Consider the following 23,614-nt stretch of genomic DNA (forward strand, 5'->3'; position numbering starts at 1 on the left):
AAAACACTATCAGTAAGTTGGAGTCATTACCACATTCATGAAGGTGATAAATTAAGCGGATTATCGATATATATTAAATATTTTGCTTATTTTGCAAATAACCTTTTTTTGCACATTGTTATCAGACTCTTCATTTTTGGCTTTCATCATTTTGAAATTTAACGACTAATAATGATTCTTCCGATATGACTGCACAAACCTGGCGAGCACACTACGCACAAAAATATCAATATTCCTTACGGCTTTTTTTACTGCTTAATTTCATTTCTTCCTCGCTGTCGCTGGTCACCCCCCTATTTACGGTAGTTCGTTTTACGCTGCCCTGCGCCCTGATCGTCGTCTGCAGCGGGCTGCTGCTGCTCTGGCACTGGAAATGGCCGCAATCGAAAATAAATATTCCCACTATCTCGTTGTTATTTGGCATGCTATGGGCATGGCACGTAGTGACAAAAGCGATGCTATTGACACCGCCGCATTTTAACTATCTGGTGATCGCCCTATTAAGCATTCTGTTTATCGGCACCATCGCTTTTTCCAATAATATCACTGCCTTTACCCTCCACTCTTTACCAACTTTCCTTGCCTGCCTGATAATGGCGGAGGGGGAACAATGGTTGCGTATGACTTACTGCTTTATGCTGCCTATAGCCGGTATTACCCTGCAAAATATTATCCAGAAGCGCAGCGATGCCTTTACGCAGGGTTTAATGGATAAACTGATGCATGAACGCAATACGCTCAACGATCTCAGTATGCTCGATCCCCTGACCGGTTTGTATAATCGCCGCGGACTGCAGAACCGCCTCGATACCCTGCTGGCGCTGGACGGCGACAACCACTACGTGCTGCTCCTCGATATCGATCACTTCAAGGCCTATAACGATCACTATGGTCATATGATGGGTGACCAGGCGCTTATTCGCGTCTCTGCTGCCATTCGCAACGCTGTACGCTCACGCGATATTGTCGCCCGCTTTGGTGGAGAGGAGTTTATGGTGCTGCTGACCAATAGCAGCGAAGAAACGGCCTGGAAGACAGCCGAACGTATACGTCAGCGGGTCTATGACCTGAAGATCCCGCATATGTTTAATGAAAGCGTCGCCACCAACGTCACCATCAGTATTGGCCTGACGCCGCTCATTAATGACAACATTGAACAAGCGCTGGCGCGCGCCGACGGCGCACTCTATGAGGCCAAAAATAAAGGCCGCAACATTATTCTTGCCAGTTGACCTGCGCGCGCTGCGACATCGCGGCGCCGATAAAAGCCTTGCCATGCCGCCTGCAAGCAACTAATATCAGTAATCATTATCATTTAGATTTGTATCTGGAAATCGAATGGCCTGGCGTTCCCTTCCTCTCAGCGATGAACTTATCTGGCGGGCTCCTTTGCCGACGGCTGAGCATGCCCTGGCGGAGAGTATTCGGGAAAAAATCGCCACCCTGCGTCCACACCTGCTTGATTTCCTGCGACTTGACGAACCCGCCCCACGGCACGCGTTAACGCTTGCCGAATGGTCGCAACCCATCACCTTGCGCTCCCTGCTGGCCACCTGGTCCGATCATATCTATCGTCATCAGCCGACGCTGCCTCGGGAACAGAAGCCTCTGCTCTCGCTCTGGGCGCAATGGTATATCGGTCTGCTGGTGCCGCCGCTGATGCTGGCGCTGCTCAATGAACCGCAAGGCCTCAGCCTGGCGCCAGAACATTTCCATGTCGAATTTCATGAAAGCGGCCGGGCGGCCTGCTTCTGGATTGATGTGCATAGCGATGCCGACATCGAGAGGCTTTCACCGCAGGCGCGAATGGATGCCCTGGTAACGCGCACCCTGCAGCCGGTTGTTGAGGCGCTGGCAGCGACGGGCGAAATCAATAGCAAACTTATCTGGAGCAATACCGGCTATCTGATTAACTGGTATCTTGGGGAAATGCGCGCGCTGCTGGGTGATGAGCGGCTTGCCGCGCTACGTCAGCACTGTTTTTTTGAAAAACAACTCGCCGATGGCCAGGATAACCCGCTGTGGCGAACGGTGATGCTGCGTGAAGGGCAGTTAGTCCGACGCACCTGCTGTCAGCGCTATCGCCTGCCGGATGTCCAACAGTGCGGCGACTGTACGCTTAAATAATTACCACTTACCTGAAAAGTAACGGGCGGCCTTTACCGCCCGTTGCTATTTATGCGGTCTGTTGACTCTCCTGCTCCGCCCGCTCGGCCTCTTCCGCTTCCTGAGCAAGCAGCTGTTTCTCATATACCTTAAAGAATGGGAAGTAGATGATTGCCGACACGCAGGCCAGAACAATGACCAGAATCGCCGCCCGGAAATCCCAGCCCAGCGCCCAGGCGCCGCCAATTGGCGCTGGCGCCGTCCATGGTACGACGGAGATGACGCGGCCAATCAGATCCAGCTTCATTGCCGCCCAGGCCAGCACCGCGTTCACCATCGGCGCCAGCAGGAACGGAATAAAGAACACTGGGTTCATGACGATAGGCGTCCCAAAGATCACCGGCTCGTTGATATTGAACAGGCTTGGCACCACGCTCAAACGACCAATGGAGCGCAAATGCGCTGAACGGCTGCGCAGATAACAGAACACCAGTCCCATGGTCGCCCCGGAACCTCCGACCACGATAAAGAAGGTCCAGAACGCCTCCATAAAGATATGCGGCAGAGGCGCGCCCTGGGCCAGCGCCTGCTGGTTCATACCGAGGTTAGTCAGCCAGAACATCTGCAGCATCCCGGACACGATCGCCGCACCGTGGATCCCGGCAAACCACAGCAGGTGGCCGATCAGCACCGCCAACAGAATTGCCGGCAGAGAGTCGGCTGCCGAAACCAGCGGCTTGAAAATGGCCATAATGGCCTGCGGGATCAGCATGTCAAAATGGTGCTGGATAAACAGGCTCAGCGGATAGAGCGTCAGCACGACCACCAGCACCGGGATCAACAGATCAAACGAGTTTTTGATCATCGGCGGAACCTGATCCGGCAAGCGGATCCCAATGTTGTGCGCTTTCAAGAAACGCATCATCTCCACGCAGTAGATCGCCACCAGGATGGCGGTAAAGATCCCGGTCCCTCCGAGGCTATCCACCGGCAGCGTGCCATTGGTCTTCGGCGCGGCAATCAGCAAAAAGGCCATGATCGACAGCATTGCGCACATAAAGGGATCGAGCTGATTGGATTTCTCGTAATGCTTACCGAGGTTATAGGAGATTGCCGCGCAGATGTAGATCGACATGATCCCCATCGTCATATCAAAGGGGGTCAGAATACGCCCCTCAAACTCTTTCGCCAGATCCAGCCAGGCGCGGGCAAAACCCCAGGTGGTATCCGGTGAGAACGGTGGATAAGCAAACACTAACAGGAACGATCCGACGATCATAAACGGCATCGCTGAGATAAATCCGTCACGGATAGCCATGACGTGGCGCTGCGACGAGATCCGCCCTGCTATGGGGCTTATGTAATTTTCTACAAAGCGAAATATCAAATTAAACGCAGCATGGTTAGCAGACATAGTAGCCCTCCTGACAGGCTATTGATACTGGCCCAACAACGATTACCCTGCCGTTACGATGACCGCTTTTTGACGCAGCAGGCCGCTGGCGGATTGTGCAACCGGCTATACTGCTCATGAGGCAACGATTCATACACGGCTCTTTTGTTATAAATAAAAGGAGAAGTGACTGTTCCAGTATTCATCTCAATGCAGATAACCGCAACCGGTTACAGTAACCGGTTACGGTGATTGTGAAGGAGATCGACAAAATAGAAAGAATCTGGATTGTCCGCGCTGATATTTACACTCCGCCAGGCTTGTGACAGATTTAACCAGGCTTAAATCAGGAGAATCCAATGAGTCTGCAGTCTGTACGGCAGTTTTTTGCCGAACACGCCCCCGATATCGAAATTATTGAGTTAAATCAGAGTACCGCCACCGTCGCACTTGCCGCTGCCGCACACAACGTTGAGCCGGGGCAAATTGCCAAAACGCTGTCGCTCAAGATCAAAGATAAGATTGTACTGATCGTCGCCAGGGGCGATGCGCGGCTGGATAATAAAAAGCTGAAAGAGACCTTTGGCGCGAAAGCACGCATGCTAAGCAGCGATGAAGTGGTTACCTGGACCGGTCATCCGGTCGGCGGCGTTTGCCCGTTTGGTCTGGAAAATCCGCTGGCAGTCTACTGCGACGTCTCTCTCAGACATTATCAGGAAGTACTACCCGCAGCGGGAGCCATCCATAGCGCGGTTCGCATTGAACCAGAACGCATGGCGCAGCTCACCGATGCAACATGGGTAGATGTGTGTTTATAGCCGCATTACGCTACCTGTTTAACAGCGCTTGTCGTACTATTGAGCGGTAAATGCAACAGGATATCCGCCGCGTTTAATAAACCAATGTCTGAGCGAACTCCGAGCTTGGTCATGGCGTTAAACTTATGCGCGCGGATCGTTTTAATATTCCGGTTGAGCTGTATCGCAATATCAGAAAGCGAATATCCCCACGACATATACCGAAGGATGGCGTGCTCCGTCGGGCTTAGCGGATCGTTGCACGCCTCTCTGTCGCAAAATTGTTCGCTGCCGCTGAGATGATGATTGTCCAGTAGCTGCAGCAAACGCTCCTGTAGCCCGCGTCGCGGCGCGGATTTATTCAGTATGCCGTGCAAACAGGCCGGCATAAGATGGCCGATCAGGTGCATTTCACTTTCATTATTAGCCAGAATAATCGTTTGGACTTCCGGCCGGCACCGCGCCATTTCATGAACAAAGAGCAGACTCTCGGCTCGTGAAGAACGACTTCCCGAAAGAGAAAAAATAATGGTTGACCAGGGAAACGGTATTTCCGCCGCCCTGAGCATACTGACATTTTTAAACAGATGAATATGATAACGGCGATTATCTTCACGACTAAAGATATAGCGCCATGCCATTTCCGTCATCACGCATTTTTCTACGATGGCGACATGGCGGGTTGTACTATTTTTTTCCATTCCATTTGCTCTCCGTAAGCTGAATTGATATTCAGCTCTTGCATTCCCTGCGCGCTGTTGATCCAGGCATACATTTCAGCGTTGCTGCGTAGCGATAAGCGACGCATTGCGCTGTTTTTCTGCGCACTGATCGTCTTATTACTCTTTTTCAACAGCGCGGCGATCTGGTTTATTCCCCACCCCTTCGCCAGAAGGCGCAGAACTTTACGCTCTGAAAGAGTGAGCATCGCCGCAGAGTGGTAGCTTGCGAAGTCGCTGTCCTCATCCCCGGCAAACAGCGTACGGCTAATCTGTTCAGCCGCACGGCTACCGGCGCAAATCACCTCAATCAGCCGGTTAACCGGCTCGCTCTCGGAGATCAACGAGCTTTCAGGACGAATTAATAGCTCAACGGCCAACGGATAGAGGCTGTCGCTGACCATAAAAACCCAGTGAATATCACGGTACTGGGTCATGAGGGAGTAATAACGCTCGCAGACGGCTCGGGGGTGCGCAATCTCGCCGGAGATATCCGCGACAACCAGCACCGCCCGCCGCAGTTGTAAAAGGGTGAGCTCATCATGAGAACGACAAAAACTCAGTTCGTAATCAGGGAGGTTCTCATTGAAGATCACCTTTAACCCTGATTGCATGACGGGAATTTTACTAATAACGACGCCAAACTTACCTTGTCCTGGTAACATAACACCTCCGCTTCCTGTCGAAGTTCCTTCGCTTGCCTGCAAACGATCGGCGAGCGACTTTATCGCCATATCATTTCCTGGATGAATATTAAAATCATATTCATGGCCTGCGCACACGATATACGTAACGACCGAACCGTGGTCATACCGTGTAAAATATTATTGCCGTGTATACTTGCGATTAATATTAACACAGACGTTCCTGCGCCAATAAATTAGAAAAGATAAAAACATTATTTAGCAAAAATAATTTCAGTACTGAACATTATGAAGCATTATCTTTAATTGTTTCTCTAAATGCTTTGGGTGACATACCGCTATAGCGACGGAAAAAACGCGAAAAATAGGCTGCATCGCTAAACCCCAAATAATCAGAGAGTTGTGTAATCGTCATGCGGGTGTACTGCAGATTGCGTCGCGCTTCAAGCATCAACCGCTGATGCAATACTCCAAGAGCGCTACAGCCATAAAACTCACGACATAAATAATTTAAGTGCGTAACCGACAGTCCAATCAGCTTCGCATACTCCGCCAACGGGAGATGCTGTCGGTAGTGGCTCTCGATAAGGCGGGCGAAGTGGCGCATCATGCTGCGCTTCCGCTCCGCTTTATCTTCCGCGGGGGACGCGGGATGGCACTGTCGGTTCAGCCAGACCAACAGCGTCCCCAGCAGCGAATAGAGCATCATTTCTCGCGCATCGTGCTCTTCGCAGTACTCCTCGCGAAGCGCTGAAAACAGCGTATGCATGCGCCCGCGAGAACGGCCCACCGGCACACACTGCGGCACGCTAAGCACATCCAGAGGGCGACCGAACTGATTTTCAAACCGGCTCAGCAGCGGCAGCGCCAGTGAGAGCACAAACCCTTGCGTCCCGGGTGAAAAATTAAACCCGTGAATACAGAGGGCGGGAACCACCTGGATGCAGGACTCCGTCATCACCGTGGTGGCGCCTTCAATTTCGATCTCCGCCCGCCCCTGATGCAGATAGAGAAGCTGGACCATTTCCGCATGCTGATGGACGCGAATATGCCACTGATACAGGCTGCTGCGCTGTAAAATCGACTCACAGTGCAGCAGGTCCGGCGTCGGCCAGCCGCACTCTTCGCCATACAGCTTAAATACGGGCACGGTTTGAACGAACGGCATGATGACTCCTCTTAATTCAGGCGACACGCTCCATGGGCAAGCCCACGTAGTTTTCCGCGATGGTGGTCAGCCCGGCGCGCGAGCCCAGATAGTAGCGGCGGTCGGCGGCCTGCATTTTAGCGTCGAACGCGTTCTGATCCGGAAAATCATGCAGCAGGCGGGTCATAAACCAGCTAAAGCGTTCCCCTTTCCAGACCCGATCCAGCGCCAGTTGCGAGTAGGCCGCCAGCAGATCGCTGCGGCCACGATGGTAGTATTCGCGCAGAATCCGCCACAGATAGTTCACGTCCGATGCCGCCAGATTTAATCCTTTCGCCCCGGTTGGCGGAACGATATGCGCCGCATCCCCCACCAGGAACAACCGCCCATATTGCATCGGCTCCACGACGAAGCTACGCAGGGGGGCAATGCTCTTCTCAAGTGAGTGACCAGTCACTAACCTGGATGCCAGCTCCTCCGGCAAGCGGCTTTTCAGCTCCTGCCAGAAGCGCTCGTCCGACCATGCTTCAACCTTATCGCTCAGCGGAACCTGCAGATAATAGCGGCTGCGAGTCAGTGAGCGTTGACTGCACAATACAAACCCCCGCTGATGGTGCGCATAAATAAGCTCCGGATTGACCGGCGGCGTATCCGCCAACAGGCCTAGCCAGCCAAACGGCCACACGCTCTCGTAGGTCTGCAAAATGCCAGCTGGAATACTTTGCCGCGATACGCCGTGGAAACCGTCGCAACCGGCAATAAAATCGCACTCCAGACGGCAGGTTTCCCCTTCGCTGAGGTAGGTGATCGTCGGCCGGTCGCTTTTGGCGTCATGGATAGCCACCTCGCTCACGCCATAGACGATCGGCGCGCCGCTGGCGGCCCGGGCAGCCATCAGATCGCGGGTGACTTCGGTCTGGCCATAAACCATTACGCTCTTACCGTCGGTTAGCTCGCTCAGTGCGACGGGCACCCGCTGGCCGTCAAACAGAAACTCCACCCCATGATGCACCAGGCCTTCGGCATCCATCCGCTGCGCCACGCCCGCTTCGCGTAGCAGATCGACGGTGCCGCTTTCCAGAATTCCCGCGCGGATGCGCCCCAGCACATACTGCGGCGTTTGACGCTCAAGGATCACGGTATGGATCCCGGCGTTGTGCAGCAACTGCCCCAGCAGCAGCCCGGAGGGGCCCGCGCCAATAATCGCGACCTGTGTCTTCATAGGGATGTCTCACTCTTGCAGGGTTAATTATTTGTATAATTTTTGTTTAATAAAAGTGCTTTTCTGCATTTTTGATAAGTCAGTGGGGAAAAAGAAGGGATGAATGGCGACAAAAATTGCACTTTTCACCAAACTGGCAAAAGTGTGGGATGCTTCAAATTCTGCCGCCCCGCAGACTGGGAATTTTTGCACATTATTTGATCCCCCCCCCCTCAGCCGCCACTGCGCTTCAGGTTAAAGTATCGGCAGATACCAGGCGTCGTGAACAATAGAGGAAGTATGCAGGTTGATCGGACACAACAGCGGGCAATCACACGTTTATGCATCCAGTGTGGTCTTTTTCTGTTACAGCACGGCGCCGAGAGTGCGCTGGTGGAGGAACTGTCAACACGTCTCGGGCTGGCGTTGGGGATGGACAGCGTTGAAAGCGCCATCTCTTCGAATGCCATCGTCCTGACCACCATTAAAAATGGCGAATGTCTTACCTCTACGCGCAAAAATGTCGATCGCGGCATTAATATGCATGTGGTGACGGAAGTGCAGCACATTGTGATCCTCGCCGAGCATAAGCTGCTGGACTATCGCGACGTCGAGAAGCGTTTTGCGCAGATCGTTCCCCTGCGCTATCCGCGCTGGCTGCTGGTGCTGATGGTGGGTCTTTCCTGCGCCTGTTTCTGCAAACTGAATAACGGCGGTTGGGATGGGGCGCTGGTCAGCTTCTGCGCCAGCACGGTAGCCATGTACATTCGCCAGGTGCTGACCCATCGCTCCATGCATCCGCAGATCAACTTCTGCATCACCGCCTTTGTCGCCACCACCATCTCCGGGCTGCTGCTGCGCCTCCCGGCGTTTGCCAGCACGCCGACCATTGCCATGGCCGCCAGCGTCCTGCTGCTGGTCCCGGGTTTTCCATTAATCAATGCCGTCGCCGATATGTTTAAAGGGCATATCAATACCGGACTCGCCCGCTGGGCGATCGCCAGCCTGCTAACCCTAGCCACCTGCATTGGCGTGGTGATGGCCATGACCGTATGGGGGCTGCGCGGATGGGCATAATCTCATTTATTTTTGCGCTGGCGGAAGACATGCTGCTGGCGGCGATCCCCGCCGTCGGGTTTGCGATGGTCTTTAATGTCCCTCAGCGCGCTCTGCGCTGGTGCGCGCTGCTGGGGGCGATTGGCCATGGCTCGCGTATGATCATGATGAGCGCCGGTTTTAACATTGAATGGGCCACCTTTCTCGCCGCTCTGCTGGTGGGCAGCATTGGCATTCAATGGTCGCGCTGGTATCTGGCGCATCCGAAGATTTTTACCGTCGCCGCCGTGATCCCGATGTTTCCTGGCATCTCAGCCTACACGGCGATGATTTCCGCGGTAAAAATCAGTCATTTTGGCTATTCGGAAGAGATGATGATTTTGCTGCTGAGCAATTTTTTAAAGGCCTCTTCGATTGTGGGCGCCCTTTCGATTGGCCTGTCGATACCCGGCCTGTGGCTGTATCGTAAGCGTCCTCGCGTCTAACCCCGACGTCGCGGTTAACCCGCGACGCTCCTTCCGCGATGGCCTCTGTGCTACTATGTGCAGATCACCCCACTCTTTGCAGTTCAGAGTTGAGATAGAGTTATGTCTTCGCGAATTTTAACCTCCCATTTTAGCGGCCTGGAAGAGTTCCTCCAGCAGCACGCGGCGCTGCTGGCAAAATCGACTGACGGCACCGTTGCCGTTTTTGCCAATAACGCGCCGGCATTCTATGCGCTGACGCCAGCGCGGCTGGCGCAACTGCTGGAGCTGGAAGCCAGGCTGGCGCGCCCCGGCAGCGACATCGCGCTTGACCCGCAGTTTTTCGAGGAGCCCGCCGCGGCGCCGGTTGCGGTGCCGATGGGCAAATTTGCTATGTACGCCGGATGGCAGCCTGACGCCGATTTTCAGCGCCTGGCCGCGCTGTGGGGCATTGCCCTGAGCCAGCCGGTTACCCCCGAAGAGCTGGCCGCTTTCGTCGCTTACTGGCAGGCGGAAGGTAAAGTCTTTCACCACGTGCAGTGGCAGCAGAAGCTGGCGCGTAGCGTGCAAATCAGCCGCGCCAGCAACGGCGGACAGCCGAAGCGCGATGTGAACAGCGTTAGCGAACCCGACAGCCATATTCCGCGAGGTTTCCGAGGATGAGCATGAAAAACGTTGGCGACCTGATGAAACGCCTGCAGAAAATGATGCCGGCACATATTGAACCGGCGTTTAAAACCGGCGAAGAGCTGCTGGCCTGGCAAAAAGAGCAAGGCCGGCTGCGTTCCGAAGCGCTGGAGCGAGAGAATCGCGCGATGAAAATGCAGCGCACCTTCAACCGCTCGGGGATCCGCCCGCTGCATCAGAACTGCTCCTTTGATAACTATCGCGTCGAGTGCGAGGGGCAGATGAATGCGCTCGCCCGGGCGCGCCAGTACGTGGAAGAGTTCGATGGCAATATCGCCAGCTTTATCTTCTCCGGTAAACCGGGCACTGGCAAAAACCACCTGGCGGCAGCCATTTGCAACGAGCTGCTGCTGCGCGGGAAGTCGGTCTTAATCATCACCGTGGCCGATATTATGTCGGCGATGAAAGATACCTTCGGCAACCGGGAAACGAGCGAAGAACAGTTGCTTAACGACCTCAGCATAGTCGACCTGCTGGTGATCGATGAAATTGGTATGCAGACGGAGTCTCGCTATGAAAAGGTCATTATCAATCAGATAGTTGACCGGCGCTCATCCTCCAAACGACCTACCGGGATGCTCACCAACAGCAATATGGAAGAGATGAACAAACTGCTCGGCGAGCGGGTGATGGACCGTATGCGGCTCGGCAACAGCCTGTGGGTTATCTTCAATTGGGAAAGTTACCGGCACCGCGTTACAGGCAAGGAGTATTAAGAGATTTCCGGGCGACGACGGCGTTATACTAAAGCGATTATTCAGTCACGCTTATGAGTCCGTCTATGAAATCGTTTAAAAATAGCGTTGTTGCCGCGCTTGCCGTTAGCGCGTTTACCCTCTCTGGCGCCCACGCCGCCTCCTGGCAGGATTCCCTTAACAGCGCTGCCAGCCAGCTCAGCGGCAGTAACGCCCAGGCCAGCGGCGGCATGTCCGTCTCCTCGCTAACCAGCCTGCTTAACGGCAGCAGCCAATCCCTGACCGCCAGCAGCATGAATAATGCGGCCGGGATCCTGTCATATTGCGCGAAACAGAAGCTGGCCTCCGTGACCAGCGCCGATAACGTCAAAAATCAGGTGCTGGATAAACTGGGGCTTAGCACGCCGGAAAAACAAAAACAGGACACCAGCTATCTGGATGGCCTGCAGGGGCTGCTCAACAGCAAAAACGGCCAGCAGTTGGACCTGAATACGCTCGGCAATAGCTCGCTGGCGAAACAGGTAAAAACCAAAGCCTGCGATCTGGTCTTAAAACAGGGTGTTAATTTCCTCTCCTGATCCTGACTGACAAGGCCGCATTTGTTGCCTTCGCGGCGGCGCCGCGGCCTGAAACGCTTTTTTTTGCAGTTTTCCTGTTTCGTTTTCCCATTTCGCCCGATGCGATGCCGATCAAAAAAGGCAACTTCTAAACCAATTCTGAATAACTGCACACTTTCATGACGCTAGAATTGCAGCAAGATGGCGCTGCAATTACAGTGGGGCTTGAAAAGTAATCTGTTCTGCCAGCCGATAACTGGCATTAATGAGGATGAGCTGTGTCAGAGTTGTTATCCATCGCCTTATTTTTAGCTTCGGTGGTGCTGTATGCCTGGAAAGCGGGTCGTAACACCTGGTGGTTTGCCGCCACGCTCACGGTGTTAGGCCTGTTCGTGGTGCTGAATATCACCCTCTACGCCAGTGACTACTTCACCGGCGACGGCATCAACGACGCGGTACTCTACACTCTGACCAACAGCCTGACCGGCGCCGGGATCGGCAAATATATACTGCCGGGGGTCGGCGTGGCCGTCGCACTGGTCGCCGTCTTTGGCGCCCTCGGCTGGGTGCTGCGCCGCCGTCGGCATCATCCTCATCACGTCGGTTACAGCCTGGCGGCGCTACTGCTGGCGCTGGCCTCCGTTGATGCCAGCCCGGCCTTCCATCAGATCAGCGAGCTGGTGAAATCCCAGTCACGCGAGGGCGATCCAGACTTTGCCGCGTACTATAAAGAGCCGTCGAAGCAAATCGACAATCCGCAGCTGAACCTGGTCTATATCTATGGCGAAAGTCTCGAGCGCACCTATTTTGATAACGACGCCTTCCCCAACCTCACCCCTGAGCTTGGCAGAATTAAAGCTGAGGCCATTGATTTCAGCAATACCATGCAGCTGCCGGGGACCGATTACACTATCGCCGGCATGGTCGCCTCACAGTGCGGCATTCCGCTGTTCGCGCCGTTCGAAGGTAATGCCTCAGCCTCAGTCTCCAGCTTCTTTCCACAGAATATTTGCCTTGGCGATATTCTGAAGAACTCCGGTTACGAGAATTACTTTGTGCAGGGGGCTAACCTGCGCTTTGCCGGCAAAGACGTGTTTCTTAAATCCCACGGCTTCGATCATCTGTACGGGGCGGAAGAGCTAAAAACTACGGTGGCGGATCCTACCTACCGCAACGACTGGGGCTTCTATGACGACACTGTGCTCGACGAGACCTGGAAAAAATTCGAAGAGCTGTCGCAGTCCGGGAAACGCTTCTCGCTCTTCGCCCTGACGGTGGATACCCACCATCCCGACGGTTTTATCTCACGCACCTGCGAGCGTAAACGCTATGATGTGGACGGCAAGAAAAACCTCTCTTTCAGCGCCGTTAGCTGCAGTCAGGAACATATCGCCGCGCTGATAGAGAAGATTAAAGCCTCACCCTATTTCAAAAACACGGTCATCGTGGTCTCTTCCGATCACCTGGCCATGAAGAACAGCGCCTGGGATTATCTCAACAAGCACGATCGCAGCAATCTGTTCTTCGTCCTGCGCGGCGATAAACCGCAGCAGGAGACCCTGGCGGTGAAACGCAACACCATGGATAACGGCGCGACGGTGCTGGATATTCTCGGCGGCGATAACTATATCGGCCTCGGGCGTAGCAGCCTCTCCGGCCAGTCGCTCTCCGGTATTTTCATGAATATGAAAGAGAAAGTCCTGGCATGGAAGCCTGACGTGATCCGCCTGTGGAATTTCCCCAAAGAAATGAAGAATTTCACCATCGACTCGCAGAAAAATATGATCGCTTTCTCCGGCAGCCATTTCCGTCTGCCGCTGCTGCTGCGGGTATCTGACCAGCGCGTAGAACCGCTGCCAGAGAGTGAATACTCTGCGCCGCTGCGCTTCCAGCTGGCCGATTTCGCGCCACGGGATAATTTCGTGTGGGTCGATCGCTGCTATAAAATGGGCCAGCTGTGGTCGCCTGAGCTGGCGCTCTCCACCGACTGGTGCGTCTCGCAGGGACAGCTGGGGGGTGAGCAGAAGGTCCAGCACGTTGATAAGCCGCAGTGGCACGGCAAGACCGCCTTCAGGGACACCCTTATCGATATGGAGCGCTATAAGGGCAACGTCGATACGCTGAAAATTGTCGACAACGATATTCGCTATAAGGCCGACAGCTTCGTGTTTAACGTCGCTGGCGCCCCGGAAGAGGTTAAACAGTTCAGCGGTATTTCGCGTCCCGAGTCGTGGGGGCGGTGGTCCAATGCTCAGTTGGGCAGCGACGTGAAGATTGAATATAAAGAGCCGCTACCGGAGAAATTTGATCTGGTGATCACCGCCAAAGCTTATGGCCCAAACGCTAATAAGCCGATTCCGGTGCGAGTTGGAGAAAGTGAGCAAGTGCTCACTCTGGATAATGACGTGACTACCACGACGCTGCATTTTGACAACCCAACGCGCAGCAACACGCTGATCATCACCCCGCCGGACCCGCAAACCACTAACGAGGGCAATATCCTCGGCCACTCCCCGCGTCAGTTGGGGATCGGCATGGTGGAGATTAAAGTGGTGAAAAGCGAAGGCTAACGCAATCCTGCCCGGCGGATTTTCGTGCCGGGCAGCGGTTGTCGTGGCAGGACGTTAACCACACAGCGGCTGTAGTTCATCAGCCGACAGTCCGGTGATCTTCTGTACCATCTCTTTGTCGAGGCCATTCTGTAACATACTGCCGGCAATGCGCAGCGCCTCGCGTCGGCTGCCTTCCTGCAAGCCCTCCAGGTGCCCTTCTTCCCGGCCTTCCAGTCGGCCTTGTTGCCGACCTTCCTGCTTAAGCTTTTGCGCGATAGACATCAATGTCTCCTCATACTGTGGCAGACGGCGGGCCAGCCGGCGGAGAAACACGCCCGGCTCGGCCGTATTACCGTACTGCAGCATATAGTGAAACAGCATTCTCAACTGCCGACGGTTAGTGTATCCCAGCATCACAACGGCCGCCAACGACTCCGTTATGTCGCTGAGATCGCGCTGGCGAATATGTTTTTGCATCAGCTCCAGCAAGGCGACTCGCCGATGTTGCACGATGTCATCGTCCGGCATCACCGTCACGTCGATCAATGGAAACGGACAGCCATACAGCGTCTTCGCCAGCTGCGGGTCGGCAAATTCATCCAGCCAGTTGAGGGAAAAAGGATACGGACTGGTTGCACCGTGATAAAAAAGCATCGGCACCACCAGCGGCAGCGTTTTGTGCCCGGCATCCAGGTGGCGCTGCATTGCGGCAATCGCATAGCGCATCAGGCGAAAGGCCATATGGCTATCCGGTGAGCTCTGGTGCTCTATCACCACGTAAACATACCCCGTGCCGCAGGTGGTCTGCACCGACCAGAGGACATCTGAATACCAGGCGCGCAGATCCTCATCGATAAAGCTCGCCGATTGCAGCCTCAGGGTAGAGAAATCGCACCGCTGACGGATCGCTTCGGGAAGGTAGAGGGTGAGGAAATCAGTCGCTGTCTCCGGGTGACGAAGAAATCGCTTAAAGACCGCATCGTGCGGCGTCGAGGTCATCCGTTTTTTCATGGCCATCCGCTTGCCTGAAAGAGAAGGTAAGCCGGACTCTATCACCGGTTTTTACCCGGTTGGGTTTGACGACAATTTTCTGGGAAGCGCCTCGGAGAATAGCATGGCGGCCAGCCCGGCTGGCCGCCATCAACACGGCTTAGTAATCAAACTGCCGGTAGTAACGGCGGATATTGAGGTCGTGGCCGGTATGGTGTTCAAAGTGGGCCGCCAGCCGGTCCACCAGCAGGGTGGACACCACGCACGGCGCCATAATCCAGCGGAACGCGTCATCAATGCCGTTCAGCGGATAGTCGCGCGGGTCGATAACCACCAGATGGTCAGTTATTTTTTCGGCAAAACGCTCGACGCGTTCGTCCAGCGCCCGGCATCTCCCCTCGCCTTTCACCAGAAACAGCGGAACCTCTTTTTCCAGCAGCTCCAGGGTGCCGTGGAAAAATTCAGCGGAGCTCACCGACTTCGTCCGCTTCCACTGCATCTCTTCGAGAATACACATTGAGAACAGATAGACCTCGCCCCACATTTCCGCGCCGCCAATCCACATCATATAGTCGCAGTCATGGTATTGCGCGGCAATGCTATCCGCTCGGGGATCGAACTGGCGTTTCGCCTGCAGGAGATTTTCCGGCAGTAACTCGAGCTGGCTGGCAAATCGCGCATAATCAGCAAACTCGCCGTGACGAAAAATGACGCGGAAGAATAACCAGTACAGCAGCATATATTCATATTCCACGCCATTTTTGTGGCACATCGGAATATGCCAGCTGGCGGCGGCAGCCAATGGCGAGTCGGCGTGACGAGTAATGGCCACCACGCGGATCCCCTGTGCCTTGCACCATTCGGCAATGGCGACCGACTCTTTGGTATCGCCGGATTTAGATAACGTAACGACAACCGCATCTTTATTTAATTTTTTATGTCCGCGATGGATTAACTCCGCGGCCTGTTCAAGATATACCGGCACGCTGGTTAATTCTTTGGCAAATTCATTAATTGCCATCATCGGCGCCAGGGAACCACCTACCGAAGCAAAAAATAATGCGCTACAGCCGCTGTCATAAATATCGTCGGCTACGGTTTCAGCCTGTTTACGCGCAGCGATGATCTCGCGAGCACTGGTCAGGTACTCGTCCTGATTAAAACCCAACATAGTTTTCTCCTGAATATTCAGATTTTACTTTTTAAGACGCGGTCAAAATCGTCGAAAATACGTTTAGCCAGATCGATGCCTTTCAGTCCTGCGGTATGCCAGGCGAGCATCTGCACTGGGACAATCAGCAGCAGAGGCGCCAGGTGATGCTCGCACGGACAGTTTAGCGCCAGCGTTTGAGCATCCTCTTCGTCACCCAGCGTCAGGGTAAAGGCCCGGCCAATGGACGGCGCCAGATAGTCGCGCAGCGCCCGGGTTCGCGCGTCCGGCGTATCTTCAATAAACAGCATCACATGGCGGGCATTGGCTTCCAGATAGGGGCCATGCATATAGGCTTCCAGCTCAAAGCCGCTGGAAGGCACGCGCACCGTCTCGGTAAATTTGGTTTCGAACTCCTTCGCCACGCCAACCAGCGCGCCGTAGCCGGTGGCGACAAAGCGCTCGCCGCTGCGCAGCGTTTCGCTATGGCGGTCAATAAAGCGCGAGGTGCGGACGATAACCTCCGGGATCGCCGCTACCAGCCGCTGCAATTCAGCGAGATAGCGCTGCTCCTCGACCTCGCTGGCTTTCTCCTGCTTACGAGCAATGATCAGCGCTATCAGCAACAGGTTGAGCACCGTCGCGCTAAAGCCGCGGGTCACAAACCCTACGCTCTCGATCCCGGTATTAATATCCAGAACGCCATCGCTGGCGCCTCCTATCGGGCTTTGCGGATCTGAGGTCAGGGCGAAAACCGACTTGCCGGAAGCCTGTACCTTACGCATCGCCTCCAGCGTCGACGCGCTTTTTCCGCTCTGTGAAATCGCCACCACCAGATCGGCGTGCGGGTCGATCGCGTCGTAATGGGTGAAGTTGTACGGCTCTTTAATGTCAAGCAGCACACCGAAGCGTTGCTCAAAGAAATAGCGCGCGCACAGCGCGGCATTCAGCGACGATCCGGTCGCGAGCAATAATATCCGCCGTACCGGGTGCTGGCGGACGAAGGTTTCAATCGGCGCCAGCTTTTGCCGGTAGTCGCGCAGGATCTGCGCCAGGCAGGCCGGCTCTTCACTGATATATGTCATCATTGTTGGTCGCATAGCTCACTCCCGTTAAAACAATCCGATCCACGAACCCAGAATGCCCACCAGCGCCATGCCGCCAATAATTGAGAGCGGTTTAACTTTCCGTCCCAGTAGCCAGTAGACGATGCCAAAACTCACCAACGGCAGCATGCAGGGCAGAATGTCGTTGATAATGTCCTGTACCTGGGTTTTGGCCTCCCCGGCGCCGAAGGAGAGAGGAATGGTGATATCGATCATTGAAGCGGTCATCGCCCCGACTACCATCAGACCGATAATCGACGCCCCGTAGGTCAGGCTCTCCATCATTCCGCTCTTCTGGATCCGCTGCAGGACCCCGGTGCCCAGTACGTAGCCCCAGCGGGTAAAACACCAGCGCACCAGAATGTGCGGCACGTTAAACACCAGCAGAAACAGGATCGGCCCGAGGATGTTGCCCTTCAGCGCCAGGCTGGTGCCGATCCCGGTGGCGATGAGGCGCAGCGTCCCCCAAAAGAAAGAGTCACCCAGCCCGGCTAACGGTCCCATCAGTGAGGCTTTGACGTTATCAATCGCAGTGGCATCCATGTTTTTCTGCTGACTGTTTTTCTCTTCCATCGCCGTGGTGATCCCCAGCAGCAGGGTGACGATATGCGGCGTGGTATTGAAAAAAACCAGATGCCGCTTCAGCGCTGCGGCCAGCTCCTCTCTGCGCGGATAGAGCTTCTTCAGCACCGGGATCAACGCGTAAACAAAGGCGAGATTCATCTGCCGCTCATAGTTCCACGAGAACTCCATCTGGAAAGAGCGCCAGAACACCCGGCGTAAATCGCGCGGCGTAATCCGGGTTTCTTCCTGCGCCTGCGGCTGCAGGGTCTCTTCAGAAATCATCTTCGTCGTCATCGCTGACTCCTTGTTCTGTCGTGATACGAGGTGAATTCAATGCGGTGACGTTAACCATGACCACCGCCACGATAGCGCCGAGAATGGCGATACCGGTCACCGGGATTTTCAAATAGGCCATCAGCACAAAACCGAGGAAAAAATACGGCGCCACTTTCTTGTTAATCAGCAGCCTGGCGAGCATCGCGAAGCCGAGGGCCGGGATGATGCCGGTGGCGACGCTGAGCCCATGTTTGATAAATTCCGGGATCGTATCGAGCAGGGATTTCACCGCGTTGCTGCCCACCAGGAATGAGACGGTGACCACCGCGGCAAGCATCAGCGACAGGCCGAATCCGGCAATCAAATGCATCCGCTCAATGCCGCGGAGATCCGCCCGTTCCGCATACCCGTCCGCCTTTTGGCTAAGCATTGGAATGAACATCCCCAGATAGATATTTTTCAGGATCAAAGTCAGCGTGGCGATAGGCAGGCCAAGCAGCAACGCCGTTTCTGTGCCTGCGCCAGAGGTAATGGCGAACGCCACGCCGAGAATACCGCCGGTCACGACGTCGGGCGGGATCGAGGCGCCAACGGAGAAAGAGCCGATAAACGCCAGCTCCAGCGTCGCGCCCATAATGACGCCGGTCTGTACATCCCCCAGCACCAGCCCGGTCAGCAGCCCGGTGACGATAGGCCGTGAAATTAGCGACGTCCCTAAGGCATATTCCGATTGCGCGATAAACGCCACCAGACCCAGTAAGAGAGCCTCTACCATAATCTGTCCTCCGGAATTACACGCATTCCGCAAAAAGCTGTTTGCGATCGTTCGGGACCTGGCGAATCTCCACTTCGACGCCCTTGCCCACCAGTTGTTGTAGCTGTTCTATTTCTGTCGGCAGTAAATTAATCGCCTTAGAGATATTTTTACTGCCCTCTTTAGCCTTTATTCCGCCAAGATTTATGCTTTTTATTTCGTCGATGGCGCTGGCAATACGCCAGGCGTCATTAACCGACTCCACAACAATAAATAAATTATATTTATCGGTAACCCCTCTTTTTATTGCCTCAATAGAATCATTTATATTTTTAATCACCAGCTTCACCGAGGGCGGTTTGGCAAGCTTAATGGTGGTTTTCCGCAGCTCATCACCAGGGACGCTATCGTTGGCGATTAAAATACAATCGGCGCCGACATATTGGGTCCAGGAAAAGGCCACCTGGCCGTGAAGTAATCGATGGTCTACCCTTAATAATGTAATCATCATGCTTCCTCATTTCAGAAGTCTTTATCCATAGTCATCGCGCTGGCAATCGTTTGATTGCAGTACTGAATGCTCTCTTTGGCGTTTGTTAATGCCTCGGTAATTAATTTTTCGGTATCGTCTTCCGCTGCGGAAATCAGCAAGTCAATAATTAACGGCAGATTTAAACCGGATAATAAATGGAAATGTGGGCGAGATAAAAAACGAACAAACTCGTTATTCACGCTACCGGCAAAAATATCCGTAATCACGATCAGCTCATCCTGCGCCGGGAAACGCGCCACTAGCGCTTCCACCTGCTGCGTCAGATCGACCTCTTCTTCCACGTAGGCACACAAGGTATGTATATCGGGTTGTTTACCGAGGATCAGTTCCACGGAGTTCAACAAACCGTTAGCAAAGCTGCCATGGCTGGCAAAAATATAGTGTCGTTTCATCCTTACCTCGAAAGCGCATTCCACTGCTTTCTTAATTGCAACCGACGTGCCAGAAACAGTGGCGCGTCGGCTAACGCAAGGATAAAAAAGAAGAGATGTGTTAAAAGTCTTGATCTTCCTGAATAAATTCCGTTTCCCGCGTCAGGATATCGTGAATGTAGCAGAGCTCTACAACGGGAATTTTGACACTATACCCGCTCTCTATGACACTAAAGGCCTCGCGTAGCGTAGCCAGCTCGCGATCCGGACACTGCCCTCCAGTGTATTGGGCTGGGGAAGCGTGACGAATTAATCGCTCTATCAGACAGCTGATATGCACATACAGCGCGACCTTACGATCGTTAGGTACATCGCGCCCGGCCAGATGCTCATAGCGCAGCAAAAACTGCTCAACCTGGTTGATCACCTTAGCCGTATCGAGGATCGTCACCGACTCGATCACCCGGCGCAGCGAAAAGTTTTTCAGGATCAGGTTGTTGATCTCGCTGACCTGCTCCGCCGTCGCCAGTTCGCCAAAAATGCGCATCAGCGGACGACTCCCTTCGCCAGAGATCAGCGAATCCAGCGAGATCCAGGGTAGATCGGCAAGATGCGGATCCAGGGTGCCGACGATCGCCAGCACCTCATAGCGGCTTAGCATCGGCTCCCGTCGCGCGTGATCGGCAAGGGTCTCCACATCACAGGCCACAATATCAATGCCAAGCGCTTCAGGAATGCTGGCTTTTAACAGCGCCGACAGATTCGCCGCCGCGCCCAGACCGGTCGCGCAGGTGGTTAAAATCGCCCGCGGCTTATCGGTTTGCGGGTAATAGAGCTGGTGCTCAACCGCAAGGTCATCGCCGATCTCGCGGACGATATCTTCCAGCATAACGCCCTGCAAAATGCGCTCCCCGACGTACATCGCCATACCGGTGGAGACATTGTTGATGATCGCCATCGGCGTACTCAGGCGACGATTAAAATGGCGGTGAATGGCGTTCAGCGATCCCATGTCGACCAGGATTATCAATCCTGATGCCAGGGCATGGCTCTCTATGTAGGCCATCACCTGGTTAGCGATAGCCTCCGGCGTCACGTCCAGCGGCATATCGAATGACTCAAAGAGCTGGCTTTTCAGCAAGCGGTTTGCCACGTTGGCGATGCTGCTGGCGGTAGCGTAACCGTGAGCGAGAATTATCGCCCGGGTCACCTGCTGCTGGCTGATGGCGCCATTCTTGTGGAACCACAGCACTAACAGCAGCAGGTCGATACGCTGGGGTTCAATATCCAGCTTCAGCGTCAACGCACCGAGGATCGCTTCGCAAAAGCGATACAGCAGCGGAAACTTCTGTACCAGGAAGTCCTCCAGCTGGCGGGCTTTTTCATTGTTTATCGTGGGCTGCGGCTGTCGGGATCGGTGGATCAGGTAGTGGCTCAGCGCGTAGAGGCAGTTGCCGTTAAACTGGATATTGAAGCGCTTTTCCAGGCGATAATACTCCTCCCGAACCTGATGAGCGATCAGCAGCAGCATCTGCGAGCTACTGGAGTCATGATTATCAAAGATCAGCCGATCGAAGAGGGTTTCAATCTCTTCCCCCATGCTCCTTTGCGCCTCTTCCCAGACCGTTTTTTTATTCAGCACCGCTTCATACTGCGCCAGAACCCGACACTGAACGTCATAGATCAGCCCCTGTACCGGGTCGCGCGCGCGCAGCAGCCAGACCAGGCTGGTCTGCGGCTCGATAAGCAGCGGCTCCTGCTGGCCCATCGCTTCGCTGAGCGCTGGCGTCGCGGCCATGACATTTTCCGGCAGATCGTGCAGCGTCACGGTCAACATTTCGCGGCCCGGAGACCTGGCCCAGGCTGACGCCACGGCGTATTTCACCACATTCTTCAGCTCGCCGACGTTGCCCCGATAAACATACTGCGTCAGGACCTGCAATAGTCGCGGCGTTAGTTGCAGCCGGGCGGCAAGCGTGCGCGCCTCCTGCCAGAAAAACTGTAGCGTTAGCGCCTCCTTCTCCTCGCGGCTACGGTGTTGAAGATCGGGCAAGCTAACCAGGATCGGAATTCGGCGCAGGAAGGTGGTGAGAAAAGTGCTGTGAATATCTTCGGTGGTGGCAAACACCAACCGCAGCGAAATCGGCAAGCCTTGCGCGGTCTCCCCCACCCGGTAGATCTCCTTACGATCCAGCCAGGTGAACAGCTTCTCCTGTCCCTGAGCATCCAGGCGATGGACCTCATCGAGAAACAGCATCCCGCCGTTTGCCGCCTCAAACGCCCCCGCTTTATCGCTCTGGGCACCGGTAAACGCGCCTTTGACGTAGCCAAACAGGTTGGCGGCCAGCAGCTCCGGATTACTCGCATACTGCGCGCAGTTAAAGCTCACAAAGGGGGCATCGGGCGCCAGCAGCCCCTGGGCGATGGCGAACTCATGCATCAGCTCAGCCATATAGCTTTTGCCGGTCCCGCTGTCGCCGGTGATCAGCAGCGGTAGCCCGCCGTTAGGATAAAACAGCGCGGTTTTCATCTGCTCAATCGGTTTACGCAGGCTGCCGTCATGCCCGGTCAGCAACGAAAAATGGTCCGCCTGCTCCGGCTGGCGGTCGCTCTCCGCGAGTAACTCCGCCATGCTGGCATACTCACTGCGGGAAAGCGGGTAGAACTGCTGGCAAAAGGCTTTTTTATGCAGAAAATAGACCGGCCGGGTGTTGATTTTCACCAGCACGTCCTGAGCGACCAGCTGATTGAGATAATGGCTGGCGGTATTTCTTTGCATCGCGAAACGCCGGGCCAGCCAGCTGGCGGTAAAGACCTCGCTCAGGTTATCCGGATCGAAAAAATCGGTCTGATTTTGCAAAAAAGCCAACAGTTCCGTTTTACGCATCGCATCCCCCTCTTCGCCATTACGAAGGGATATGATGCGGGAAAAGAGAGGCTTATCGACGGCCCGTGCTGTTTTTTTGCGGTCCAGCGCACACTCCTGGCTAAGCCGACTTCGCGTCGGCCAGATCCATCGTCATTTCATACTGCTGCAGCGAGAGCGGCGTATAACCGGCCGCGGCAAACAGCAGCGTAAAAGTTTCCGGGACCGTCACCGAAGTACCAATGCCCGGGAACTGCTGCGCCAGCGCCATCAGCAGCTCACGCGCCAGCCCCTGGCGGCGGGCGGCGGGCTCCACCCACAAAAACGACAGTACAGGGCGCGAGCCCGCCGTCGTTAGAACCGCGAAGGCGCGCTGTTCCAGCGTCACGACCTGACATGGCAGAGTGGCGAAGGTGAGCGGATCCAGCAGCCAGGGAAGCTGGCTGTTACTCTCCTCAATGGCGCGCCGAAGCAGGGACAGGGTGGGATAAAGCTGTAATACGCCCGGCACCGGGGCCAGAAGTTCTGTACTCAGGTAGCCGCAGAGCCCATAGCGTCGCGTAAAGCCCAGCGACTGATACAGCGCGACGGCCGCATGGTTATCGCGGATCACCTCCAGGAATACCGTCTCGATCCCCTGCTGTTGCAAAAGCATCAGCAGCTCCTGCATCAGTTTCCGGCCCAGGCCTTTGCCGCGCCAGGCCGGGCGCAGGGCAAAGGCCGCCAGGCGAGCGGCACTCCCCCGGCGCGCGACGATCGCGATCGCCGCCGGTTCATCTCCGGCCAGCCAGACGCGGGAATCGACCAGGCTCATCCCCTCGGCGCTAAAACGCTGAACAAATCCCTCTACCGACTGGGTAACAGGCACCAGGTAGGCTTCAAAACAGGCGTTGAGAATATCCGTTAACTGCACGCTGCTGAACTGCGTGGCGGGAACGGCGGTCAGCTCCATACTTTTCTCCCGAA

24 protein-coding genes are annotated in these 23,614 nt (G+C 54.9%); 10 read left to right on the forward strand and 14 right to left on the reverse strand.

Annotation, left to right across the window (positions count from 1 at the left end):
• Positions 1 to 33: 33 nt before the first annotated feature.
• The 3 genes from HMPREF3140_RS28900 to fhuF all read left to right on the forward strand — a co-directional run bounded on the left by HMPREF3140_RS28900 (position 34) and on the right by fhuF (position 2,127).
• The gene (locus HMPREF3140_RS28900; protein ID WP_032412940.1) at positions 34 to 162 is read left to right on the forward strand and encodes a hypothetical protein; all 129 of its coding nucleotides are present in this window, start codon (positions 34 to 36) and stop codon (positions 160 to 162) included.
• 23 nt (positions 163 to 185) lie between these two features.
• Entirely contained in the window at positions 186 to 1,232 is a 1,047-nt protein-coding gene (locus HMPREF3140_RS19120; RefSeq protein ID WP_002887653.1) for a GGDEF domain-containing protein, read from the forward strand.
• A gap of 106 nt (positions 1,233 to 1,338) precedes the next feature.
• Positions 1,339 to 2,127, forward strand: coding sequence for a siderophore-iron reductase FhuF (fhuF, locus tag HMPREF3140_RS19125; RefSeq protein WP_032410760.1), 789 nt, complete (start codon positions 1,339 to 1,341; stop codon positions 2,125 to 2,127).
• 49 nt (positions 2,128 to 2,176) lie between these two features.
• On the opposite strand, the gene HMPREF3140_RS19130 is transcribed toward fhuF, so the two are convergent.
• On the reverse strand, positions 2,177 to 3,520 hold the full coding sequence (locus HMPREF3140_RS19130) for a PTS cellobiose transporter subunit IIC (RefSeq protein WP_002887650.1): 1,344 nt from the start codon (positions 3,518 to 3,520) through the stop codon (positions 2,177 to 2,179).
• Positions 3,521 to 3,858: 338 nt separating this feature from the next.
• On the opposite strand from HMPREF3140_RS19130, the gene HMPREF3140_RS19135 reads away from it, so the two are divergent.
• Complete coding sequence (locus HMPREF3140_RS19135) at positions 3,859 to 4,317, forward strand: YbaK/EbsC family protein (RefSeq protein WP_004151383.1); 459 nt, start codon at positions 3,859 to 3,861, stop codon at positions 4,315 to 4,317.
• Positions 4,318 to 4,322: 5 nt separating this feature from the next.
• On the opposite strand, the gene bglJ is transcribed toward HMPREF3140_RS19135, so the two are convergent.
• The 4 genes from bglJ to pobA all read right to left on the reverse strand — a co-directional run bounded on the left by bglJ (position 4,323) and on the right by pobA (position 8,028).
• Positions 4,323 to 4,997 (reverse strand): DNA-binding transcriptional activator BglJ, encoded by a 675-nt coding sequence (gene bglJ / locus HMPREF3140_RS19140; RefSeq protein ID WP_002887647.1) that lies wholly within the window; start codon positions 4,995 to 4,997, stop codon positions 4,323 to 4,325.
• Positions 4,958 to 5,680 carry a helix-turn-helix transcriptional regulator gene (locus HMPREF3140_RS19145; protein WP_002887645.1) on the reverse strand — a complete coding sequence of 241 codons (723 nt, stop codon included), beginning with the start codon at positions 5,678 to 5,680 and terminating at the stop codon, positions 4,958 to 4,960. Before HMPREF3140_RS19145 ends, bglJ begins: the two co-directional genes overlap by 40 nt.
• A gap of 265 nt (positions 5,681 to 5,945) precedes the next feature.
• Complete coding sequence (locus tag HMPREF3140_RS19150; RefSeq protein WP_032410754.1) at positions 5,946 to 6,827, reverse strand: helix-turn-helix domain-containing protein; 882 nt, start codon at positions 6,825 to 6,827, stop codon at positions 5,946 to 5,948.
• A 16-nt stretch (positions 6,828 to 6,843) separates the two neighbouring features.
• The gene (pobA, locus tag HMPREF3140_RS19155; RefSeq protein ID WP_004146953.1) at positions 6,844 to 8,028 is read right to left on the reverse strand and encodes a 4-hydroxybenzoate 3-monooxygenase; all 1,185 of its coding nucleotides are present in this window, start codon (positions 8,026 to 8,028) and stop codon (positions 6,844 to 6,846) included.
• Positions 8,029 to 8,307: 279 nt separating this feature from the next.
• On the opposite strand from pobA, the gene HMPREF3140_RS19165 reads away from it, so the two are divergent.
• The 6 genes from HMPREF3140_RS19165 (at position 8,308) to opgB (ending at position 14,036) form a co-directional block, all read left to right on the forward strand.
• Complete coding sequence (locus HMPREF3140_RS19165; RefSeq protein WP_004146059.1) at positions 8,308 to 9,084, forward strand: threonine/serine exporter family protein; 777 nt, start codon at positions 8,308 to 8,310, stop codon at positions 9,082 to 9,084.
• Complete coding sequence (locus tag HMPREF3140_RS19170) at positions 9,075 to 9,548, forward strand: threonine/serine exporter (RefSeq protein ID WP_002887631.1); 474 nt, start codon at positions 9,075 to 9,077, stop codon at positions 9,546 to 9,548. The genes HMPREF3140_RS19165 and HMPREF3140_RS19170 overlap by 10 nt, the downstream gene beginning before the upstream one ends.
• Positions 9,549 to 9,650: 102 nt before the next feature.
• Complete coding sequence (dnaT, locus tag HMPREF3140_RS19175; protein WP_002887624.1) at positions 9,651 to 10,190, forward strand: primosomal protein DnaT; 540 nt, start codon at positions 9,651 to 9,653, stop codon at positions 10,188 to 10,190.
• Between the two features lie 2 nt (positions 10,191 to 10,192).
• Complete coding sequence (dnaC, locus tag HMPREF3140_RS19180) at positions 10,193 to 10,930, forward strand: DNA replication protein DnaC (protein WP_024622969.1); 738 nt, start codon at positions 10,193 to 10,195, stop codon at positions 10,928 to 10,930.
• A 65-nt stretch (positions 10,931 to 10,995) separates the two neighbouring features.
• The gene (locus HMPREF3140_RS19185) at positions 10,996 to 11,487 is read left to right on the forward strand and encodes a YjjA family protein (protein WP_004177504.1); all 492 of its coding nucleotides are present in this window, start codon (positions 10,996 to 10,998) and stop codon (positions 11,485 to 11,487) included.
• A gap of 257 nt (positions 11,488 to 11,744) precedes the next feature.
• A complete protein-coding gene (opgB, locus tag HMPREF3140_RS19190) occupies positions 11,745 to 14,036 on the forward strand; it encodes a phosphatidylglycerol--membrane-oligosaccharide glycerophosphotransferase (protein WP_004222503.1) in 2,292 nt (763 codons plus the stop codon).
• Positions 14,037 to 14,090: 54 nt separating this feature from the next.
• On the opposite strand, the gene HMPREF3140_RS19195 is transcribed toward opgB, so the two are convergent.
• From HMPREF3140_RS19195 to HMPREF3140_RS19235, 9 genes are all read right to left on the reverse strand, one after another.
• A complete protein-coding gene (locus tag HMPREF3140_RS19195) occupies positions 14,091 to 15,035 on the reverse strand; it encodes an Rpn family recombination-promoting nuclease/putative transposase (RefSeq protein ID WP_019725343.1) in 945 nt (314 codons plus the stop codon).
• A 133-nt stretch (positions 15,036 to 15,168) separates the two neighbouring features.
• Positions 15,169 to 16,179, reverse strand: coding sequence for an SIS domain-containing protein (locus tag HMPREF3140_RS19200; RefSeq protein ID WP_004178531.1), 1,011 nt, complete (start codon positions 16,177 to 16,179; stop codon positions 15,169 to 15,171).
• Positions 16,180 to 16,196: 17 nt separating this feature from the next.
• A complete protein-coding gene (locus HMPREF3140_RS19205; protein WP_023302459.1) occupies positions 16,197 to 17,258 on the reverse strand; it encodes an SIS domain-containing protein in 1,062 nt (353 codons plus the stop codon).
• Between the two features lie 12 nt (positions 17,259 to 17,270).
• Positions 17,271 to 18,122: a PTS system mannose/fructose/sorbose family transporter subunit IID gene (locus HMPREF3140_RS19210; protein ID WP_004146068.1), complete on the reverse strand. Its 852-nt coding sequence runs from the start codon at positions 18,120 to 18,122 to the stop codon at positions 17,271 to 17,273.
• The gene (locus HMPREF3140_RS19215) at positions 18,100 to 18,879 is read right to left on the reverse strand and encodes a PTS mannose/fructose/sorbose/N-acetylgalactosamine transporter subunit IIC (protein WP_002887608.1); all 780 of its coding nucleotides are present in this window, start codon (positions 18,877 to 18,879) and stop codon (positions 18,100 to 18,102) included. Before HMPREF3140_RS19215 ends, HMPREF3140_RS19210 begins: the two co-directional genes overlap by 23 nt.
• Positions 18,880 to 18,895: 16 nt before the next feature.
• A complete protein-coding gene (locus HMPREF3140_RS19220) occupies positions 18,896 to 19,366 on the reverse strand; it encodes a PTS sugar transporter subunit IIB (RefSeq protein WP_032410751.1) in 471 nt (156 codons plus the stop codon).
• 14 nt (positions 19,367 to 19,380) lie between these two features.
• Positions 19,381 to 19,803, reverse strand: a complete 423-nt coding sequence (locus HMPREF3140_RS19225) for a PTS sugar transporter subunit IIA (RefSeq protein ID WP_004177518.1) — start codon at positions 19,801 to 19,803, stop codon at positions 19,381 to 19,383.
• A gap of 100 nt (positions 19,804 to 19,903) precedes the next feature.
• The gene (locus tag HMPREF3140_RS19230; protein WP_032410748.1) at positions 19,904 to 22,669 is read right to left on the reverse strand and encodes a sigma 54-interacting transcriptional regulator; all 2,766 of its coding nucleotides are present in this window, start codon (positions 22,667 to 22,669) and stop codon (positions 19,904 to 19,906) included.
• 100 nt (positions 22,670 to 22,769) lie between these two features.
• Positions 22,770 to 23,600 carry a GNAT family N-acetyltransferase gene (locus HMPREF3140_RS19235; protein WP_070553067.1) on the reverse strand — a complete coding sequence of 277 codons (831 nt, stop codon included), beginning with the start codon at positions 23,598 to 23,600 and terminating at the stop codon, positions 22,770 to 22,772.
• Between the last annotated feature and the right edge of the window lie 14 nt (positions 23,601 to 23,614).

Source organism: Klebsiella sp. HMSC16A12 (genome assembly GCF_001808265.1).
Taxonomy (GTDB): Bacteria; Pseudomonadota; Gammaproteobacteria; order Enterobacterales; family Enterobacteriaceae; genus Klebsiella; species Klebsiella pneumoniae.